Genomic DNA, 20334 nt, shown 5'->3' on the forward strand with positions numbered 1-20334 from the left:
TAACTAGGTCATATTAATTGAGCAGCGGGTGATCGTCGGGGAGCTGGCGGCTGATCCACAGTATCAGCTTATGCTTCATATTAGGGCCATCTTCTTTGTCAGTGGCTAATGGCTGGATAAGTTTATCTTGTACTAATAATCGGTAGATACACTCGACTTTATCTTTAGGGGAGATCCCTTTATCAAAATCATCAAACCCACGTTTTTTTGCATAGCCCACACCAATTTCCATGGCGAGTTTTAACAGTTGTGCGTCGTGCTTGCCTTGTTTCATAACTGACTCCATCAAAGCTGATTGCATTAAACTACCTTAAATAGAGGTAATAAAAAATCACAAATTACCAATATTGAACAAGATGTTAGATTTAGGCGTTAACTGATTGTCAATCGGCTATTATTACAGCATTAAACTATGATTTTGCGGTATTAATGGCGGTATTAATGGCGGTATTAGTGGAGGAATGATGATTCAGGTTCAAGGGCTCGACCATGTGGTGTTTCGCACCACTAAGCTAGATGCCATGCTGCATTTTTACCAGCAGGTACTCGGATGCGCCATTGAGCGTGAGTTAAAGCATGAAGGCCTTACTCAGCTTCGAGCTGGCAATGCACTGATTGATATTGTGCCTTGCGATAGCGAGCTGGGCCGTTTAGGTGGTAAAGCTCCCGTGCAAGATGGACGTAACGTCGACCATGTATGCCTGCTGATTAACCCAATGGATGAACAGGCACTGCTGGATTACCTCGCTGAGTTCGGTATTGCCACTGAGGGATTTGCCAAGCGTTATGGCGCCCAAGGTTTCGGCCGCTCACTCTACATTAACGATCCCGAAGGGAATGTCATCGAACTCAAGTTTTCGAATTAACGCTATCGAAAGGGCTACTTTCAGCATTTGGCCTTCGGTTTAGTGGGTATTGGTCAGTGTTTTGTGAACCAGAGCTTCATGGTTTATTAATGGACTTCGCATGAAGGTGCTGGCATTTTTGTGGTTTAACATTTGGCTGTATTGGTTTTTATTTCGCTGACGGTAGCGTTGACTTTCATTGTTTTGAATTGCTTGCAGCAGGCCCACGTGCAAACACATTTGTGACACGGTGAGAGAAGCGTAGCTTCGTGCTTACGAACGAGAGGCATGGACGCCGAACTGGCTTTTAGACATGGACGTTGTTCGAGCACTTCCATGTGAGCTCTACTTCGGCATCCATGCCTCAGAAGGTCACAACTGTGTTCGCACCGAGTTTTCTATCTCTTCGATTTGACCTTGCTGCTACCACTTGGGCAATCACAAGTTAAATCGTTTCTGGACAGACATCAGTTAGTGCAAAAGGTCTAAAGGTAGGTCATGGAATTAGTAAATATATGGTGTTCAAATAAAGTTTACACTGACCCAAAATATCCACTGGCGTCAGTGGCGAAAACCACGGACTAAGGTGCAGAATTTACTTAAACGAGGCGTCAGGATCCAAGCTGCCGTTGCTTGTGGGATCACAAGTAAAGGCCCATGGCGGAGCTCGAAAACACCAGGAATACAGCAAGCGCTGAGTAATGAGTATCTTAAGAAAGCAGGATTGTATTCACTGAGAGATGGATGGATCGCAGTTCACTATCCGAACCAGAAAACAGGTTAGGCGTTCTAAATGAACCGCCCTCGGCTCTGGCATCCTGCTTCGCCCTACCTCCTAAATCCATTTAGTCGTGTGCGGAGCCGCATGCAGGGTGGTGTGGGGTCTGGAGGCTAGATACCTCCGGCTACCCGATTAGCTTTCATTGTGATGAACTATAAACCGAGCTCTTTCGTAAAGTTCATCGAAAGTGATTATCTCTGGGTTTATGGTATTTTTCCGAAACAACTCAAATGACCTCAGCTGATCTTTATTTACACCATGCTCTCCAGAAAATTCCTCTAGACTACCTATTACAAGAAATGATTTAGGTTGATAGTTATATATTTCTTCACCAGTAGGATTGCCGTATGCATCATCTAAGCTTATTTTAGTCGAAAGGCTATCAACGGCTGAGGCAACTGTACCCTGAACTTGAGCAACAGCTCCCGCTAGCTCTTTTGAAGGAGCCCAACACCCTGCTCGATAAGGCTTAGTATCCAAAAGTTTTGTTGTATGAATTTTAATTTCAACGAAGCAGAGATTTGAAATAATACCTTTGGTTTTCATCAAAGCGTCTACTCGTTTACCATGATTGACAACACTATGACCTTGAACCACTTGCTCAAGCTTTTTATCATCTAAGCCTGAGAGAAATAGATAACCTAACCCATACCCAAATATCCATTCATTTTTTTCAAAATATTTTTGCCACAACCCTTCATCTTTGGTTTTCTTCTGTGCTTTCAGTTTAGAAAAATACTGCTCGTCGCTTAATAAGCGTCTAAACACATCAATCTGTTTTTTACGATACCCTACTGATACTATGTCCTTCGTTGTGATTTCAGAACGCAATACTTCCGTGAATAATTCATGGTTATCCTGTAACAAGGTTTTTGCCTGCGAATCAGATAATGTAATTCGACTTAATTCTTCGTCTGTAATATTTACTGAGCCACGATGTGTAAAATTAATAGCTTGAATATTTCTAATGAATTCCACTAGTTTGCCGATTTCATCACCTACAAATGAGAAACTTGCATTGTGCGGCTTATCTGTCGCAACACTATAGCCCTGAATATTTAGAACAAAAATGCCTTTCGTATCTTCGAAAAATTTTGCAGTAATGTATGACTTGGCATCGGTTTTATGGCGAATTACCGTTTCACCTTTAATTGTGCCAAATGCAAAGGTATCTGGGGATTCAATCACTTTTGAAGCAATTCTGATTTTTCTCTCACCGATAAATTGATTAAGGCTAGGACTGATATATGTCTTACCTTCAACAGGGTTCTCATAATTATCCATATGTTACCTAATCCTCCTAACGTTAAAGAAAGCTAACATTTGTATAGTGCGCATGCGCACGTATTTGGCAAAATGATTTATAAGAGCATTGGTATTGATGTTGAATCGAATGTAATTCGTGATTATTACTTATCGATTGGTAAAAGTTGGCCAACAGACTCTTTCACTGTTCTTTCCTGCTTATTGCCTGTAACTAACAATAAAAATCAAAGCCAGCCATTATTAATCAATAACATAACTAGGTTCCTCGCCAATATCAATACACATTGTCTTGCACTACAGCAGCAAAGGCACTTTCAACGGCTATTGCTATGTATGAATAAGGAAAGTGATTGATTTTAATCGAAGTAGTGAATTTTAAGACGTAGAGTGCTAACTCAATTGGCTAACAGAGTTGAAATGGTGGTGACATGACTATTTGAGTATTAGTTAACTTCCATGAACTGGCAGCTATTGGAAAAATGCCGTCGTCGCTTACTTAAGTTTTCGCAGTAGTCGGTTAGCTCTTGTAGCGTACCAACTGGGCCATGAAATAGTTGGCCAAATTCCGTGACGATTTTTATCCAATTTGCTGCCGAAATATTTAGTCGACTCAGAACTTGTTCTGCGTTCGAAGAAATCGCCCCACGTTTATCATCTCGGATAACTCTACCCGTCTCATCAACCAATTGCAGATAATCTTTTAGCGAGAAGGCAATGCCTTTAGGTTGGTGTGCACGCTCGTTACCAATAAAGGGCAAGAGCGACTTGGGTTGCTCCCCTTTTAGCGCAGCCTTGACTCTTAGCTTAATGCTCGTAAAGTCTGACTGCTCAGGTGTGGTAACCATCTTGGCTCGAATTGGGTTGAGCTCGACATAAGTCATACAAGCAATTACAGCGGCTTCATCCAGCAGTGCCTGAGACTTGAAACGCCCTTCCCAGAAATGCCCAGTACAGTTGTCTTCAAGATTGGCTTGTCTCGCGATAGGTTCGTTCAAGCATCTCATAAACCAGCTGATGTCGCTAAGGCGAGAACGGTAGATAGCAATCAGGTGTTTAAGTTGTGCAACCATGCACTCTTCAATGACTTCACCTTTGGTAAACTTTTGCGTCAGCGCCGTACCGTTAAATAACTTATGCCACTGCTCAACCACTTCTCTATCCGACCAGTGATTAACCGTTTCTAAGTCAATATAAAGCACGACATGCAAATGGTTACTCATCACCGCGTATGCTGCAACATCGATAGCAAACACCTCTGTTAACTTGAGTATTTGCTTCTCAACCCAACCACGGCGATGGTCATAGTTTTTACCTGTGTACTTATCATCACCACACAAAAAGGCGCGCCGAACCACTCTGCTACAACAGTGATAATAAGGCGTGTCTTCAATACTGATTAGGGTTCGTCTTGGTCTCGGCATACAACCTCCTTGTTAAATGCTCTTTCAAAGCATAGTTGGAGGTCGCGAGTGATGCCATTAACTATGGCTGTCTATATATTTCCGCCGCTCAGCGTTAACTATTTTTGAATCATCATCAGGGAATTGAGGAGCAAATCGAAAGTGAGGTAGCCAATTCTCACCCATTAAGTTGGAACCATGTATTACTGCATAATGGTTTCTTCGAAAAAATAATTCTTTCTTACCAGACAATACACTAAAAAGAATATCACCCATAAACTGCTCCGCGTAGCTCTCCAATTTTTGAATATTATCTATTGTATCCACAGAGATGACTTTATTATCGGAGTCTATTAAAAGCCTCCATGTGATTAAGCCTTTCTCCCCTTCATTACTTGTAAGAATACTTCGGCGTAATACTTCGTAGCCATCGACTGTGAATTTCGTCGAAGCATCGCTCCCAAAGCCGCTTTCAGAACCTCGCCTCAGGGCTGCATTGAAGTATTCGATAAACTCTAAAGACTGCTCTTGGTTTAGTTCTGTAAGTTTGCGAAACATGGCTGGCCACCGGTTTGTGTAGATACTTAATGATCATAGTAATCATATTAGGAAATTTATGGCAAACTATGAATGTTAAACATGGTTATGAGTAACCACTCTAAGTAGAAATGGGGCAAAAATAAGTTAGCTTTTAATGCATTATTAGTCCCAAATGAAGTTAAATCGAAGAGAGAAAATAACCCAGTGTAAGCACGGTTTTGGCCCTTGGTGGCAGGGATGCCACCGTGGAGCGTATAGGGACATATTCACAGCGTGCCAAAAGAGTGCTTGCACACAAGCTCACCGCAGGTGATTGATTACTATGAAGGTACGACCTTCAAGCTCACTTAGCCCATTCCCACCCAGCCAAACGCTACATAAGCTAATCCCAAAAATGCCATCCCTTCATTCCAAGGCCAACTCACTTTGGGGAAAAACCTTCTTAGCTTTTAATTCTCAAGTCACACCAAACACGGTCAAATCGAAGAGATAAAATCACCTAGTGTAAGCGCGGTTTTGGCCCTTGGTGGCAGGGATGCCACCGCGGAGCGTATAGGGATATATTCACAGCGAGCCAAAAGAGTGCTTGCACATTCCTCGCCGGACAGGCGATTAATAACAGTGAAGGTTCGACCTTCAAACATTCTCAGTAAATGAAAATACAGCCAAACGCTACTAAGCCAAAAAATGTTCCCGACATTTTTCGGCATTCCCTACTTCCATGTTGGTCAGATGGCTCACAACGATATCCCTATCTAAAAGCCAGTTCGACAATCCCTGTCTCTTGTTCGCAAGCATATGGCTGTTGCCAAGCTCTCCGTGGAGCAGAAGTATCTGCACATCAGCGTGCCGCAGCCTATTGATTACGGCGAGAGTTAACGCTAGAGACACCCTCACCGTAGGTGACTGCTCACCATGAAGGTGAAATCGTCAAACACTTTGCCATTATTGCAAACGCAATAAAAAAAACCACCTATTGCTAGGTGGTCTTTGCATGTAACAATAGGCTAGTTTTCAAGCCTGCTCGAATCTCGAATCTCGAATCTCGAATCTCGAATCTCGAATCTCGAATCTCGAATCTCGAATCTTATTGGTTCGAAAAGTTATTCTCGACTAACTTCTGTTTGTTCTCAGCTTGTGGTACGTGACACTGAGTACAGTTGAAGTATTCGTTGTTAAGCTTGTTGTCGGCAAGAATGTGCGATGAGTGGATCATCGTTGCCTTCATACGCTTGGCTTTTGCTGGGCTGTGACACGTCATGCAGCCGTTTTTCTTAATGGTGATGCTGTAGTCGGCTTTATGCGGGATTAGTGGTGGCTGGTGGACAAAGCCACGCTCGATAGACGCGCCTCGCTTTGGATAAGTGGGCATCGCGTCGGCCGCACGGACGTCGGTGATCTCAGATTTCCCGAGTGAGCTGACATTCACAGGCTCTGCTGTGTTGTTGGCTTGCTGACCAGAGCAGGCACCTAGCGCCATGAGCGCGACTAAAGTGAGTACTTTTTTCATTGGTTGTTCTCCGCCTTTAGGGCAATTCGATTTTGATACTGGAAAACGCGTTGAGCACAGACATCGATACAACGACCACATTGAGTGCAATCACTGTCAGTTATCATGGGGCTTGTGCCTTTCAGGGCGGGCTTTAACACCTGCCTTTCGGGGCATACCTCAAAACAATCCATACAGTTATCGCAATCTTTGGCATTCACAGCCGATACTTTTACTGGGCTAGCTTTACCGAGTAGCGCAAACATCGCACCGGTTGGGCAAAGGTGGCCACACCATGCTCGCTCGCTGATAAACAGGTCGAGCAAGAAGATCGCCGCTAAGATCCACAAACCGCTGCCTGCACCAAACAATATGGCGCGGTAGATGACAGGGACAGGGTTCACCCACTCCCAGGCGGCGATACCAGAAAACAGTGGTATAAGCAGCACCACTGCCAGCAGGTAGTAGCGTAAGTTCTTTGGCATCTCGCTGGTGCGAGGCAAATGAAACTTACGTCTAAGCCAGCTTGCGGCATCAGTCACTAAGTTAACAGGGCAGACCCAGCTGCAAAACACCCGTCCACCAGCCACTAGGTAAAATAGGGCGATGATGGCGGCGCCGAGCAGCAGGCTGAGTTCTGGCCAATGCCCTGTCATCAACACTTGCAAGGTCGCCAGTGGATCAGACAGTGGTATGGTCGCCAGTAACTCACTACTTGAGAGGTTGCCTTTAAGTAGCCACAAGCCAAACCACGGGCCAATAGCGAAGGCAAGTAGCACACACAGCTGGCAAGTGCGACGTAAAAACAGAAACTTGTGGGCGCGCCACCAGCCTAGTTCATCTATCGCAGCCTGAGCGAAACGAGGTGTGGTCGTATTACTCATGTTGCTGTTCATAATGTGAGCCCCTTGTTTAACATCTCAAGTGTGGTCTCTTCAGTGTTGATGTAAGTATCGTGTGAAGCTGTTTTACCCAATGCAATGTGTGCAGGCAGCACGCGGATCGCTGACTCTTCCAACACGCAAACATGTTCGCACTTTCCGCATCCGGTACAGCTGTCGCTGTTGACGGTGGGGAGGAACATAGCATGGTGGTCGCTGCGTTGATTGTGCTGCCGCTCTAAGGTGATGGCCTCATCAATTAACGGGCAGACGCGGTAACAGACATCACAGCGTAGCCCTTTAAAATTGAGGCAATTCTTCTCATCAATTAATACGGCAATTCCCATCTTTGACTCATCTATCTCGGTCAAACTGTGGTCCAGCGAGCCCGATGGGCAGGCTTTAACACAGGGAATGTCGTCACACATTTCGCACGGTACTGTGCGCGCGGTAAAGTAGGGCGTTCCCGTTGGGGCTCCCTCAAACCAGCGTGCCAGTTTTAGCGTATCGTAGGGGCAAGCCTCGACACACAAGCCGCAGCGAACACATGCAGATAAGAAGTCATCTTCCGTTAATGCACCGGGTGGTCTAATCGCCAATGGGTCAAGGTGAGACGATTGTTTAGCAACCCCCGTCACACCCAATCCCAATAACCCCATCGCACAACCCGCCTTAGCCGATGCGGCTAAGAACTGGCGGCGATTGACGCCTTTGGCTTTGGTGTTGCGATTGACCTGGTTCATATTGTGCTCGTTAACTCTCTGTTTTAGTTCAAGCGTTTAAAGTTGTTTGGGTTGAATGAATCGCCTTAGGCTTTCATCACTTTTACTGGACACTTTTTAAAATCCGTCTCTTTAGAGAGTGGATCGGTCGCATCGAGTAACAACTTGTTGACCAGTTGGCGCGCATCGAAGAATGGCATAAATACCACACCTCTAGGCGGTTTGTTCCGGCCTTTAGTTTCGACACGGGTTTTAACTTCACCACGGGGTGAGGCCACAACCACTTCGTCGCCACGCTGCAGTCCACGGGCTTTGGCGTCTTCTGGGTGCATAAAGATCTGTGCATCGGGATAGGCGCGATAAAGCTCAGGAACGCGGGCTGTCATAGAACCTGTGTGCCAATGCTCAAGCACGCGGCCCGTTGACATCCACAGATCGTATTCGGCATCAGGTTCTTCAGCGGCGGGCTCATAAGGTAGGGCGAAAATCACCGCTTTACCATCTGGCTTGCCATAGAAATTAAAGCCTTCACCCGCCTTCACATAAGGATCGCTGCCCTCTACAAAGCGGCGCAATGTCTCTTTACCTTCAATTACAGGCCAACGTAGACCACGAGTCTCGTGGTAAGTGTCAAAGTCGGCTAAGTCATGGGCATGACCGCGACCAAACTGGGCATACTCTTCGAATAAGCCTTTTTGCAGGTAGTAACCAAAGGCCTCTGACTCATCGTTTAGGTCGGCTTTGCAATCTGATGTTGGGAACTTGTTCACCACACCGTTAGCAAACAACACGTCGTAAAGTGTCTTATCGGCGTACTCAGGTTTCTTCGCGACTAGCTCGGCTGGCCAAACTTCAGCAACTTTGAAACGTTTAGAGAACTCAACTAATTGCCACAAGTCAGATTTTGCCCCTTCTGGCGGCTTAACCTGTTGATGCCACATATGGGTGCGGCGCTCAGCGTTACCATAGGCGCCCTCTTTCTCAACCCACATAGCGGTTGGCAGAATCAAATCTGCTGCCATGGCTGTGACGGTTGGGTAAGGGTCAGATACCACGATGAAGTTTTCTGGGTTACGGAAACCTGGGTAAATTTCATCGTTAATATTGGGGCCTGCCTGCATGTTATTGGTACACATGGTCCAGTAACAGTTGAGCTTGCCATCTTTGAGCATACGGCTTTGCAATACGGCATGGTAACCCGGTTTTGGCGGGATAGTGCCTTCAGGCAGTTGCCATAGTTTTTCTGTGGCGGCGCGATGCTTAGGATTTTTCACCACCATGTCGGCAGGTAGACGGTGAGCAAAGGTTCCCACTTCACGAGCGGTACCACAGGCTGATGGTTGACCCGTTAGCGAGAACGGACTGTTGCCCGGTGTGGCAATTTTACCTGTAAGTAAGTGGATGTTGTAGAGCATGTTATTGGCCCATACACCCCGGACGTGCTGGTTGATCCCCATAGTCCATAGGCTCATTACCTTCACTTTGGGGTCGGCATAAGCTTTGGCCATAATTTCGAGCTTTTCTGGCTCTACACCACTCATCTTAGCGGCGTATTCTAAGGTATAGGTGCTGACAAACTTGGCGTATTCATCGAAGCTGATTGGCGTCGATTTACCGTTACCTGGGTTCTTAGCTTTTTGCTCTAGCGGGTGATCGGGGCGCAGTCCGTAACCAATGTCAGTTGTCCCGAGCACAAACTTAGTATGCTTAGTGACAAAGTCTTTGTTTACCGCATCGTTTTGGATGATGTAGTTGGCGATATAGTTCAGGATCACCAAGTCTGATTGCGGACGGAACACCATAGGGTTATCCGCTAAGTCGAAGCTGCGGTTCTCAAAGGTCGATAATACGTGCACGCGACTATCAGGGCTACTTAGGCGACGGTCCGATAAGCGCGCCCATAGAATGGGGTGCATTTCGGCCATGTTTGCGCCCCAAAGCACAAAGTGATCGGCGGCTTCTAAGTCATCATAACAACCCATTGGCTCATCAATACCAAAGGTACGCATAAAGCCACCGACGGCAGAGGCCATACAGTGACGGGCATTAGGATCTATGTTATTGGTGAGGAAACCCGCTTTATGCAGTTTTGAGGCGGCATAGCCTTCCCATACGGTCCATTGACCAGACCCAAACATCCCGACGGCAGTCGGTCCTTTGGTCTTGAGGGTGTTTTTCCATTTGTCAGCCATGGTGTCGAGGGCGACATCCCAGCTCACTGGGGTAAATTCACCCTCTTTATCATATTGGCCATCTTTCATGCGCAGCAGCGGCGTGGTTAGCCTGTCTTTACCGTACATGATTTTTGATAAGAAATAGCCCTTAATACAGTTAAGGCCTTTGTTCACTGGGCTTTCTGGATCGCCCTTAGTAGCAACGACTTTACCCTTATCTGTGCCTACTAAGACGCTACAGCCCACGCCACAAAAACGGCAGGGGGCTTTGTCCCACTTGATGTTGTCTTTCTGCTCAGCGGCTTCAACGATCTTCACTGGCAGAGTGACTCCAACAGCGGTCGCAGCGGCAACTGCGGCGTTGGCTTTTAGAAACTCGCGGCGGCTTATGCTCATGGTGTTTCCTCACTCTTTTCTTCTATTGGTTCAACTTGGTGATAGACAAGACTGCTTGATAACACCCCGTTAAGGGCGTTGATGGCTTCGACGTTATTGAGTATAGATGCTTGAGTTTCACCTTCTAGGGTGACCACAAATTTACCTTCGTCGGTGACAGCATGAATATCGGTGCCGGCGAGGGCCTCGATATCTTTTTGTACTTGTGTCACAGCGGTAGGCGCGGCGTGCACGACTAAACTTGTGACGTGATATTCCTGACTCATTGGGGTTTACCTTTTTACTGCAAAGTAGCGGCTAAAAATATGGCGATGATTAGTGGTGCTATTTCGCTATAGGATAAAATTCAGTCTAAACCTTGCGATTAATAGGGGTATACCTCTTGAGAGGTAACTGAAGCGTTTGTCGATCCAGATCAAACTTTTTGGCGTGATACTGTTCACACTTTGTTGTTAAACAGTTTTTAACAATATGTTGCTTAATTAGTATGCAATTAACAAGGCGGGTAGTTTGCTAAGTATTTGAATAGCAACACCTGTTATGAAAATAAGAACTATTACCATTTTGGTGGTTAATATCCGGTGAGCTCCATATAACCAGCGCCAGTGTGGCTGCCCGTTATCGAAATAGGACCCTCCCAATAAGTGATAGAAAGCGGCATTTTAGCATTGGGGTTGAGTGGTGAAATATGCAAGTCGATGGCCTGATTGTCGATACGAACCTGCCACTCAACCGGGTGTGGCTTACCATCTATATCGTGCCAAGTGGTTGGCGACATCTGTATTTCATCGGAGGTAATGGTCTCACCGCTGCCGTCGGCATACATGCGCCTGCCGCTGTAGAAGTGGTTACTGGATACCTCTTTATCATCCCCCCTGAGCTGAAACAGCATTAAGGTTGAGCTGTCATCGAGGCGCAGGGCAAACCAGTCCCAGCCCTGTTGTTGCTTAGTCAGAAACTGTGAACTCCACTCTCTGTCGAGCCAAGCCTGACCTGCGACATTAACCAACTCGCCGTCCAGCATCACTTGGCCTGTGACATCGATAAAGGGTTGGCTGTAGTAGTACGAAGCAACCTCTGCATTGGCACTTTTCACACTGTAGCCGCCATCGCCTTGCAACTGATAAGGCGCTTGTGTTGACAGCTGCAGTCTGTAATTAACCTTGTCGCTAGCAATATTCAAGGAGGCGGGAAACAGATCTTCGCCTTGGCTCAGCCATTGCCAATTGTCTAGCTGAATTTTCAATGGGCTGGGGGTGACGGCTGCAAGTTGTGTATGGCCACGAGACCAGCGTTCTTCGGCGAAATGCTGCGTTTGGGTTGTGATGGCGCTATGAGCCATATAGAGCTGGTTACTCGCCCAGTTTGACGTTGAGCTTGGGGGTTGTGCAGATAATGCCACTCTAAACTGGGTCCATTGCAGTCCAACCTCTATACCGGTTTCAGTGGTGAGGTTTGCCGTTAAGTACCACCACTCTTGACGATAATCATTGTGGGCTAAATGATCGTTTGGAAAGCGAAATACGCGCTTAGGTACCACCTCGGTAAAGCCCGTTTGAGTTTCTCCCATTAAGCCACCCATACCACTCGATGTACTGTGTTGTGGTTCGCTGCAGCCCAGAAGTAAGACTGAGGTGAGGCCGGTGAGACTCGTCGCGGTTAATACTGAGCACGCCAGTGTCCTTGCCATGGCGCAGTGCTTGATTGTCCATCGTCTTAATCTGTTCATAACACATCACTCTGGAGACTACTTATTAGTGGACGACGGGTTTGTCGGTACAAAGGCAGTGCTACGGCCAATGCGCTGGCGACAAGTGCCAATACCACAACATCAAAATAGGCTTGCCAATCCCAGACCATGGCGATACTCCACCCAAAGGCTTGTAAGGTTACTTTATGGATCAGTAAATAACCCAAAATTGCCCCCGTTGGCAGGGCAACTAGGCAGGTGAGTAAAACCATGAGTAGCATTTGCGTCGTTACCATGACTGTTAACTGCTGCCGATTAACGCCTAAAGTGTATAAACGCGCAATGGGAGCCATACGTGCTTGGGTCAGCATATAGCAAGCACTGAATAAGCCGATAGCGGCTACCAAGAGGGTTAAGGTGTTAAGTACCTGCGTAATCGAAAAGGTACGCTTAAACATCTCTATCGCTTGGGCTTTTATCCGCGCCTGACTATAGATGAGCGATTCAGGCAGGGCGAACCTTTGTTGCAGAACCAAGCCATAGGCATCGAAATCGCCACTATAAGTAATAGCGATACTTAAGGGCTCTGTATTGAGTTTAGCCTGGTGCCATAAGGCGGGTGGAATGATCACCTCACCATAAGGGTTACCATAATCATAATAGATGGCCGCAATGATGAGCTGGATATTGCCTAATGCGTCGACCGTAATGCTATCTCCTACGTTGAGCTTTTGTTTTATGGCGAAGGGCTCACTCACTATCACTTGTGGGGTTGAGGTGTTTGCCGCATCAAAATAGCGTTGCCATAGCTGGTCGTTAGATGCTCCATTTGCAGCTTTTATCACTGTGGTGTTTTCAATAGAGTAGCGGTCGCGAGTCAGTAAAAATATCGGCGAGTGCTGGGAGGTTGTTTTGGTCAGCCATTGCCTGTAGATGCCGGTGACCTGCTTGTCTTGGCTTAATAGGTGCTGAAGTTCTGCCATCTGATTTTTGGGTGGCCGAAGGTAAAGGTCCGCATGTAGGCGTGCATTAAGCCACTGCTTTAAGGTGACTTCGAAGCTGCCGACTAGGCTATTCATGGAGATATTGGCCGTTAGCGCCAGCAGCATCGCCATCATGGCCAATGAGAGCGGTGGTATAAGCTCTTTGGTTTCGGCAATTTGGTAACCCATCAGCCCTTTGGGGCTGATGGCGGCGATGGCATTGATCAGCCGTACCAGCAGCCAAGGTAGCGACAGTGGAATGGCTAACACCACCAAGCCGAGCAGTCCCATGGTAATGCGGTAGTCTTGGCTAATTGGCATAAAAATTAATGCTATCAGGGCTAATGTCAGTGCCGATATCATTTGCCATTTTTGCGCGCGGTGGGCATTTTTCTGTTGACTAAATTGCCCCGAACTCTGGGCTAAAGGTTGGCGTAATAACTCTACAAATAATGAACTGCACGCCAATAATGCGGCGGCTAAGGTCAATAGTGTTGCTTGAGCTAGCCATTGCCAGCGCCAGATACCGGGTAAAATGTTGGCGCCATACAGCTGCTCTAAGGTGACTGAAACCATAGGCTGCAACCAGTAGCTGAGCTGTAAGCCTAAAACAAATCCCACCAGTGAGCCTACAAGCACGAGCAACAATAGCTCACTGCCCAAGGCCGTCATAATCGCCAGCTTCATAATGCCTTGCTGCTGCAATTGAATAATGAGGCGTTTACGTTTGAGCAGGCTATAACGCACACCGTTGTAAGCAATAAAAAGACCGACAATAAATGCCAACAAGCTCATGGCGGTGAGGTTGAGGTGAAAGCTGTTGGTCAGGGCTTTCATGCTGTCCCCATTATCGCTTTCACTGAGATTTCCCTCGGTGGTTAACCATTGCTCTATAGCTGATTGTTGGTGGCTAATATCGCTGAAGATGGCGATGTAGCTCAACTGGCCAGGCTTATCTAGTAACTGCTGCGCCAGTGAGATATCGACCAATAGCCGGTTCCCAAGATTAAAACTATCGTCAACGGGCACAACCTCAAGTGTTGAGCCGCTCAATACTAAGTGTTTTTTCGCTAGGCTTTGCGCGGCGCTTTGGCTCATTAATACCAATGGATCGCCCGCTATGATGCGCGCCAGGGGGAGTGAAAATGCTGCAAAAGGGGAGCCTTGGGAGGCGGCATCGTCTGCGGTGCGCAGTGCGCTAATGGCAGCGATGATATCGCTACCTTGCAATTGCCAGCGTTGTTGGTTGTCATCGGTTACCCAGCCTTGCACGACTGCAAGGCTCTGATTAATCCCCAGCCCTCTTAACTCAATATAGCGCTGCTCATCGAGACTCTTTTGCTGCGCCGCTGGCGTGATTAACCACTTGGCTTGCTGACTGAGGAGTTCGGTGGCACTGCTGTAACTATTGATGGCATTTTCATTGGTGGCTCGCACACCTGTGAGCAGCGTAACGGCTAAAATGATGCCGACAATGATGGCGCCAGCTTGCAGCGGCGATTGGCGATAATGGGCCAAAAACACCTGCAGGCAGATGTTGCTTCCTCTAAAGAGTGGATTACTCATGTACAGTGCCTAAGTCTAAATGCCATCGACGCTGCATAAAGTCGGCGCACTCTAAACTGTGGGTCACCATGAGTATGCTGGTTTGATGCTCTGCGGCGAGCTGACACAATAAGGCCATCACTTCTAAGGTGGCCGATTGATCTAAATTTCCTGTCGGTTCATCGGCTAATAATAGTGATGGTTGATGGGCCAAGGCTCTGGCAATAGCGACCCGTTGTTGTTGACCCCCTGACAGGGTTTCTACGTGCCGCTTACGCAGTGAAAGCAAGCCTAAGGTCTCAACGAGATGATCGCACCAGCTATTCCAGCGTTTGCCATTTAGGTGCAGCGGGAAAGCGATATTGTCTTCAACGCTAAGGGGGGTGAGTAAGTTGAACTGCTGAAACACCACGCCCAATTGCTGGTGGCGAAATTGACTCCAGCGTTTGTCGTCCCAATGGGAGGTGGGTTCGCCGAGCAATGAAAGTGTGCCTGAAGTGGGCAGTTCAAAACCCGCGATAATGTTGAGTAGGGTACTTTTACCACTGCCGCTGGCACCGGTGAGGGCGACGGATTCACCTTGATGCAGGCTAAGTGCGACATCGTTAAGAACACAATGGTGTTGTTCACCATCGATAAACGTTTTATTGATGCTATTGAGCTCAACAATCAGCTTGGTCATCGTGACTCCATCGGCATTGTATCTGAATGAATGCCATACCGTTTCCATGCGTTATAGCTTATACCTTAACCCATAAGCGGGGTAACGTGATACGTATTTTGAGGATAAAACGATCAGATTTTTTATCCAGACTGAGTGTAGTATCTCTTTAAAATGGCGCAATAAAAAAGGCGCTAGAAGCGCCTTTAAGATATTGTTGTGTCGTGTTATTCCACTTCATCTAATGAATAGGGCAGCGGCCGAATGGTTAAGCTCGATGCCTCGTCGCCTTCAACGCGCAGCGCTGCATCATTTTGGGTATCATTAGGCAGTACTGCGGTTAACACCACATGCTCACCAGTCTGAGCTACTTCGATAATGGTACCAGTTTTCTTGTAGCCATCTTCAAGGGCGAGTTCTAACTTAGTCTCAAGGGTGATAGGGTCACTCGCGGTGCCTGTTAAGATATATAGCGCGCGTTTGTTGCCGCCGCGATACTTCATTCTGGCGACCGTTTCCTGGCCCATGTAACAACCCTTGTTAAAACTAATACCATTCACGGCTTGCAGGTTACACATTTGCGGTACAAATTGACCTTGATGACTCGCGGCGATATTTGGATAGCCAGCTTTAATCTCTAGAATCTGCCATAAAGTGTGGCTGTAGATAGGTTGGGTTATCTCGCTCAGCAAGATTTCACTGGCTTGTGTAGCCACGATGATAATGTAGCGTTCACCATCTTTAAGTACGACGCCATTAGGGATCTCGGTCAATTGAGCTGAGATCTCGCCAAACTGGGTTTCAACCCAAGTTTTTGCTTCTGCTCCGGCTACGCCTAGCATGGTCCACTCATCGCTCGCATCAGTTAGATCTGCTTTGCTAAATACGGCATATTTGGCTAACTGTGGCAGATCGACGGCCAAGGTATCTTTAGGTTGCATCAGCATTAAGGCATCGCCCATGCTAAAGGCTCTAAAACTGGCCAGCATTTTCCCTTTAGGATCGCAGTGAGCGCCCCACATCCATTGCTCAGCGCTAAGTGAAGTGATATCTGTGGTCACTTGGCCGTGGATAAAGCTACGCCCCTGTTCGCCGGTGACACTTAGCAGGCCTAAGTGGGATAGATGGCTGAAAACGAGTGCGGGCATCTCCTCAGTAACACTCCACTGAGGTTGAGAAACGGTAAGTGTCATATCTTGTTCCTAGGCATTGGCTAATCGATTGAGGCAATTGTAACGCTATTACCTTATTACGCATAAATATATGGGCGATATGCTGAAATTAAAGGGGGCGCATACCAATTAGTATAAATATGTGAGTGCTAAGTAAGTATTTAACGCTTCTGAAGTAAGGCTCTGGGCACTCGCATACTCGGTAACTGCTCCATGCGTTGCCCTATCTCCTAAATCCCTTTAGTCGTGCTTCGTCCTAGCGCCTCAATCCCCATAGTTATTCTAGGGTTATGCACGTTAATACTGGATAAGGTGTGCTAAAACTTGCTTTGCCGGCGTATTGTTGGCCGCCTACTTATGCCCTGAATACCCCTTCTATAAAACAAGCGTTACCCAATACATTCGCCTTAAATGAGTTGCCAAAAAGAGACGTTAAATCGAACATTTTTTGATACTGATTGGTATGCCTGTCATTTGATAATAATCAGTTTGAACTGCAGGGCTGAATATGGGGGTGACAAAGATGTCGATGGCAAGGCTATGTGGTGAAAATTATGATGGTGAACATTAGCGGTTGTTGAGATACATTGAGCGCCTATACTATTTATTAATCATTAAAGTTTGGGCTCCCCTGCGATGGTCTTGAAGCAAGTGCCGCTATTGAAATTTTTATTGCCTCTATTGTGGTTGATTCCAGTATCGCTCCATTCTGCACCACTGGTTATCGCCTCCAGCGAAGGCCCACCGCATACCATTAACGATATTCATCATGGTATTGATCTCGATATTGTTGAGGCTGTACTGAACCGCCTTGGTTATGAGGTGGAGTATCAATTTATGGGGTTAAAGAGAGCGGAGCGTGAAGTCGTCACTGGACGAGTGGATGTCATGGCGCCCATTTTTATGAAATCGGATATGCCTGGTAGTTACATCTCACTGCCCATTGTTCAATATCAGCCCATGGTATTTTCGCTTAAGAGCTCAAATGTTATGCCTAAGACGATTTTGGATATGCAAGGGCATAGCGTGGTAACTTTTCAAGGCGCGCCAGGATATTTTGGTGCAGATTTTGTCAAGCTTTCTAAGGAGAGCCGCTATATGGAGCTTACCGATATGGCGACGATACCAGAGCTGTTAGTTAAGGGGCGGTATGATTATGCCGTGCTGGATAAATATATCTTTTATTATTTTTATCGTTTGAATGACAAAACAAGAGACGTCTCTCTTTTTACTGAGCATCGGTTAATCAATTCGGTTCCTGCCAGCGCAGCGTTTCATGATGTCGAGTTGAGGAATCAATTTAATCGTGAATTACCCCGCTTTATGGAAAGTGAGCAGTATAAGCAGATTTTTGAACGCTATTTAGGTGCTTCACTTTTGTCATCAGAGCCAGTCAATCACTTTAAAGTTGAAGAGTTACCCTTGTAAGCTTTTTTGTTATAAGTTAATGGTCCACAGTGTGCCCGCTCGGTAATACCAATCAGTATAAAGATGTGATCGCTCAGCGCTAATTTAGCGCTTATGAGGCAAGACCCTTAATTGCTCCTGCTTCAAGGGCATTCACAACATCCTTGTTGATAGCAACGAGTGAAGAGCATAGTTGAACTAGGGTCAAACTCGTTAACTATGGTGAGGCAGCCAAAATAAGGTATACATAAAAAACGCATCATAATGATGCGTTTTTTGTTAGCGGTCAGCGGCGGTTTAGTGCAGCAGACGCGCTCTAATTGTACCTTCGATGGCTTTCATCTCTTCGAGCGCTTCATCGGCTTTGTCTGAATCGACTTCCATTACAACGTAACCAATCTCTGCTGTGGTTTGTAGATACTGAGCTGCAATGTTGATCCCTTTTTCTGCAAACGCTTGGTTAATCTTAATTAAGATACCTGGGCGGTTGTGGTGGATATGCAGTAAGCGTGACGCATCTTTATGTTGTGCCAGTGAAACTTCAGGGAAGTTAACCGCAGTCATGGTTGAGCCATTATCCGAGTACTTAGCTAGTTTTCCAGCGACTTCAATGCCGATGTTCTCTTGGGCTTCTTGGGTGCTGCCACCCACATGAGGCGTTAAGATCACATTGTCTAAACCACGCAGTGGCGTGACAAATTCGTCATCATTCGATTTAGGTTCAACAGGGAAAACATCGATAGCGGCGCCTACAATGCGGCCACTACGAATTGCCTGTGCTAAGGCGTCAATGTCGACGACAGTGCCACGGGATGCATTAATCAGTACGCTACCTTCACGCATACTGGCTAGCTCCGCTTCAGCGATCATATCTTTGGTTTGCGGTGTTTCTGGTACATGCAAGCTCACGACATCGGCGAGAGACAGTAGTTGCTCAAGCGAGTGGATCTGCTGTGCGTTACCTAGGGGTAGCTTATCTTCAATATCAAAAAATATGACGCGCATCCCTAAGGTTTCAGCCAAAATACCTAGCTGAGTACCGATATGACCATAACCGATCACCCCTAAAGTTTTACCTCGGGCTTCATAGCTACCAGCGGCGCTTTTTAACCAACCACCACGGTGAGCTAAGGCGTTACGCTGCGGAATACCACGTAACAACATGATTATTTCGCCTAATACGAGTTCTGCTACACTGCGAGTGTTTGAGAACGGCGCGTTAAAGACGGGAATCCCCAATTTCTCAGCGGCGCTGAGATCGACCTGATTAGTACCAATACAGAAGCAACCTATGCTAACCAGTTTTTCAGCATGATTAAGCACGGCTTCCGTGAGTTGCGTACGCGATCGAATGCCCACGAAATGTGCATCTTTAATCGAAGCCATCAATTGCTCTTCGCCTAGGGACGCTTTGTGGTACTCAATATTGCTGTAACCTGCTCGTTTGAATACATCTACCGCAGATTGGTGGACGCCTTCCAACAGCAGGATCTTGATCTTATCCTTGTCCAGCGAGTGTTTCGCCATGATTTGGGTACCCTCTTCGTCGGTTGTTGCTATTATGTGGTTGTTATTTTGTTTGTTGACTGCCATCGCCTCCACAAAATAGCACCTTTTTTAGCCAGTGTGGAGGGCTAGATGGCTAAAGTTATTATTCTGATATTAAAACAATATCGTCTAAGGAGTTCCTATTTTGAATAAAAGCACTATTTGGCTCACAATTTTTTTTGCCGTGCTTATTTGGTCAGGCATAGAACCTAAGGATTCCTTTACTTGGTTTCTTGAAGTCGTTCCTGCTTTGATTGCGCTGCCGATATTATTTTTTACGCGAAAACGCTTTCCGTTAACATCGTTGGCTTACGTGCTTATTCTGATCCATGCCGTGATATTAATGGTCGGGGGCCACTACACGTATGCAGAGGTGCCGCTGTTCGATTGGATTGCTGACTGGATGGGCAGCGAGCGTAATAATTACGACAAGGTGGGGCATTTTGCGCAAGGGTTTATTCCTGCACTGTTAGCTCGTGAGGTGTTTCTACGCTTAGCAGTGGTAAAGCCTGGCGCATGGTGCCACTTCTTGGTGTGTTGTTTCGCTTTAGCACTGTCCGCATTTTATGAATTGATCGAGTGGTGGGTTGCATTGATGACAGGTGAAGATGCCGAAGCATTTTTAGGGACACAAGGTTACGTATGGGATACCCAATCGGATATGGGAATGGCTTTAGTTGGCGCAATAGCAAGTATATTGTTGCTCAGTCGCTGGCATAATCGTTTACTGGTGAATTTAAAACGCTAATCGACATGATATTTACAAACCTAATTGGCGTTGTGCATAGCTGAATTATGTTCCAAACGCTATACTCCTTATAACTATTAGTGATA

At 46.5% G+C, this 20334-nt stretch carries 17 protein-coding genes and 1 pseudogene; 4 read left to right on the plus strand and 14 right to left on the minus strand.

What is annotated here, in order from left to right; all coding sequences use genetic code 11:
• Positions 1-13: 13 nt before the first annotated feature.
• Positions 14-274 (minus strand): DUF5062 family protein, encoded by a 261-nt coding sequence (locus BEL05_RS09100; RefSeq protein ID WP_028763792.1) that lies wholly within the window; start codon positions 272-274, stop codon positions 14-16.
• 190 nt (positions 275-464) lie between these two features.
• Here BEL05_RS09100 and BEL05_RS09105 point away from each other — a divergent pair, with 190 nt between their 5' ends.
• Together BEL05_RS09105 and BEL05_RS21200 are read left to right on the plus strand one after the other, a co-directional pair.
• Positions 465-866, plus strand: coding sequence for a VOC family protein (locus BEL05_RS09105; protein ID WP_069670977.1), 402 nt, complete (start codon positions 465-467; stop codon positions 864-866).
• 532 nt (positions 867-1398) lie between these two features.
• Positions 1399-1629 (plus strand): annotated as a pseudogene (locus BEL05_RS21200) (group II intron reverse transcriptase/maturase); the annotation flags it as partial.
• A gap of 129 nt (positions 1630-1758) precedes the next feature.
• On the opposite strand, the gene BEL05_RS09110 reads toward BEL05_RS21200, so the two are convergent.
• The 12 genes from BEL05_RS09110 to ygfZ all read right to left on the minus strand — a co-directional run bounded on the left by BEL05_RS09110 (position 1759) and on the right by ygfZ (position 16566).
• Positions 1759-2910: a Shedu immune nuclease family protein gene (locus BEL05_RS09110; protein ID WP_069670978.1), complete on the minus strand. Its 1152-nt coding sequence runs from the start codon at positions 2908-2910 to the stop codon at positions 1759-1761.
• A 425-nt stretch (positions 2911-3335) separates the two neighbouring features.
• Positions 3336-4313 carry a transposase gene (locus tag BEL05_RS09115; protein ID WP_028763704.1) on the minus strand — a complete coding sequence of 326 codons (978 nt, stop codon included), beginning with the start codon at positions 4311-4313 and terminating at the stop codon, positions 3336-3338.
• A 57-nt stretch (positions 4314-4370) separates the two neighbouring features.
• Complete coding sequence (locus tag BEL05_RS09120; protein ID WP_069670979.1) at positions 4371-4850, minus strand: hypothetical protein; 480 nt, start codon at positions 4848-4850, stop codon at positions 4371-4373.
• A 1069-nt stretch (positions 4851-5919) separates the two neighbouring features.
• Entirely contained in the window at positions 5920-6342 is a 423-nt protein-coding gene (locus BEL05_RS09130) for a nitrate reductase cytochrome c-type subunit (RefSeq protein WP_028763705.1), read from the minus strand.
• The gene (gene napH / locus BEL05_RS09135) at positions 6339-7217 is read right to left on the minus strand and encodes a quinol dehydrogenase ferredoxin subunit NapH (RefSeq protein WP_139151856.1); all 879 of its coding nucleotides are present in this window, start codon (positions 7215-7217) and stop codon (positions 6339-6341) included. Before napH ends, BEL05_RS09130 begins: the two co-directional genes overlap by 4 nt.
• Positions 7214-7945 carry a ferredoxin-type protein NapG gene (gene napG, locus BEL05_RS09140; protein ID WP_028763707.1) on the minus strand — a complete coding sequence of 244 codons (732 nt, stop codon included), beginning with the start codon at positions 7943-7945 and terminating at the stop codon, positions 7214-7216. Before napG ends, napH begins: the two co-directional genes overlap by 4 nt.
• A 65-nt stretch (positions 7946-8010) precedes the next feature.
• Positions 8011-10494: a nitrate reductase catalytic subunit NapA gene (gene napA, locus BEL05_RS09145; protein WP_028763708.1), complete on the minus strand. Its 2484-nt coding sequence runs from the start codon at positions 10492-10494 to the stop codon at positions 8011-8013.
• Positions 10491-10760 (minus strand): chaperone NapD, encoded by a 270-nt coding sequence (locus BEL05_RS09150; RefSeq protein ID WP_028763709.1) that lies wholly within the window; start codon positions 10758-10760, stop codon positions 10491-10493. Before BEL05_RS09150 ends, napA begins: the two co-directional genes overlap by 4 nt.
• A 305-nt stretch (positions 10761-11065) precedes the next feature.
• A complete protein-coding gene (locus BEL05_RS09155) occupies positions 11066-12184 on the minus strand; it encodes a lipocalin-like domain-containing protein (RefSeq protein ID WP_069670981.1) in 1119 nt (372 codons plus the stop codon).
• 35 nt (positions 12185-12219) lie between these two features.
• On the minus strand, positions 12220-14733 hold the full coding sequence (locus BEL05_RS09160; RefSeq protein ID WP_069670982.1) for an ABC transporter permease: 2514 nt from the start codon (positions 14731-14733) through the stop codon (positions 12220-12222).
• Entirely contained in the window at positions 14726-15394 is a 669-nt protein-coding gene (locus BEL05_RS09165) for an ABC transporter ATP-binding protein (RefSeq protein ID WP_028763712.1), read from the minus strand. The genes BEL05_RS09160 and BEL05_RS09165 overlap by 8 nt, the downstream gene beginning before the upstream one ends.
• A gap of 206 nt (positions 15395-15600) precedes the next feature.
• Positions 15601-16566: a tRNA-modifying protein YgfZ gene (gene ygfZ, locus BEL05_RS09170; protein ID WP_069670983.1), complete on the minus strand. Its 966-nt coding sequence runs from the start codon at positions 16564-16566 to the stop codon at positions 15601-15603.
• 630 nt (positions 16567-17196) lie between these two features.
• On the opposite strand from ygfZ, the gene BEL05_RS09175 reads away from it, so the two are divergent.
• Positions 17197-17973, plus strand: coding sequence for a substrate-binding periplasmic protein (locus tag BEL05_RS09175; RefSeq protein ID WP_245686972.1), 777 nt, complete (start codon positions 17197-17199; stop codon positions 17971-17973).
• Between the two features lie 276 nt (positions 17974-18249).
• Here BEL05_RS09175 and serA read toward each other — a convergent pair whose 3' ends face one another.
• The gene (gene serA / locus BEL05_RS09180; RefSeq protein WP_028763714.1) at positions 18250-19479 is read right to left on the minus strand and encodes a phosphoglycerate dehydrogenase; all 1230 of its coding nucleotides are present in this window, start codon (positions 19477-19479) and stop codon (positions 18250-18252) included.
• Between the two features lie 166 nt (positions 19480-19645).
• Between serA and BEL05_RS09185 the strand changes: the two genes are divergently transcribed.
• Positions 19646-20248 (plus strand): DUF2238 domain-containing protein, encoded by a 603-nt coding sequence (locus tag BEL05_RS09185; protein WP_069670985.1) that lies wholly within the window; start codon positions 19646-19648, stop codon positions 20246-20248.
• Positions 20249-20334 lie beyond the last annotated feature (86 nt).

This window comes from Shewanella colwelliana, from assembly GCF_001735525.1.
Taxonomy (GTDB): domain Bacteria; phylum Pseudomonadota; class Gammaproteobacteria; order Enterobacterales; family Shewanellaceae; genus Shewanella; species Shewanella colwelliana.

Coding starts and splice junctions, on each gene's coding strand:
- BEL05_RS09120 (WP_069670979.1), bottom strand. CDS start 4,850: ATGTTTCGCAAACTTACAGAACTAAACCAAGAGCAGTCTTTAGAGTTT.
- BEL05_RS09160 (WP_069670982.1), bottom strand. CDS start 14,733: ATGAGTAATCCACTCTTTAGAGGAAGCAACATCTGCCTGCAGGTGTTT.
- BEL05_RS09105 (WP_069670977.1), top strand. CDS start 465: ATGATTCAGGTTCAAGGGCTCGACCATGTGGTGTTTCGCACCACTAAG.
- napG (WP_028763707.1), bottom strand. CDS start 7,945: ATGAACCAGGTCAATCGCAACACCAAAGCCAAAGGCGTCAATCGCCGC.
- BEL05_RS09165 (WP_028763712.1), bottom strand. CDS start 15,394: ATGACCAAGCTGATTGTTGAGCTCAATAGCATCAATAAAACGTTTATC.
- BEL05_RS09110 (WP_069670978.1), bottom strand. CDS start 2,910: ATGGATAATTATGAGAACCCTGTTGAAGGTAAGACATATATCAGTCCT.
- BEL05_RS09100 (WP_028763792.1), bottom strand. CDS start 274: ATGAAACAAGGCAAGCACGACGCACAACTGTTAAAACTCGCCATGGAA.
- napH (WP_139151856.1), bottom strand. CDS start 7,217: ATGAACAGCAACATGAGTAATACGACCACACCTCGTTTCGCTCAGGCT.
- ygfZ (WP_069670983.1), bottom strand. CDS start 16,566: ATGACACTTACCGTTTCTCAACCTCAGTGGAGTGTTACTGAGGAGATG.
- serA (WP_028763714.1), bottom strand. CDS start 19,479: ATGGCGAAACACTCGCTGGACAAGGATAAGATCAAGATCCTGCTGTTG.
- napA (WP_028763708.1), bottom strand. CDS start 10,494: ATGAGCATAAGCCGCCGCGAGTTTCTAAAAGCCAACGCCGCAGTTGCC.
- BEL05_RS09150 (WP_028763709.1), bottom strand. CDS start 10,760: ATGAGTCAGGAATATCACGTCACAAGTTTAGTCGTGCACGCCGCGCCT.
- BEL05_RS09130 (WP_028763705.1), bottom strand. CDS start 6,342: ATGAAAAAAGTACTCACTTTAGTCGCGCTCATGGCGCTAGGTGCCTGC.
- BEL05_RS09155 (WP_069670981.1), bottom strand. CDS start 12,184: ATGGCAAGGACACTGGCGTGCTCAGTATTAACCGCGACGAGTCTCACC.
- BEL05_RS09115 (WP_028763704.1), bottom strand. CDS start 4,313: ATGCCGAGACCAAGACGAACCCTAATCAGTATTGAAGACACGCCTTAT.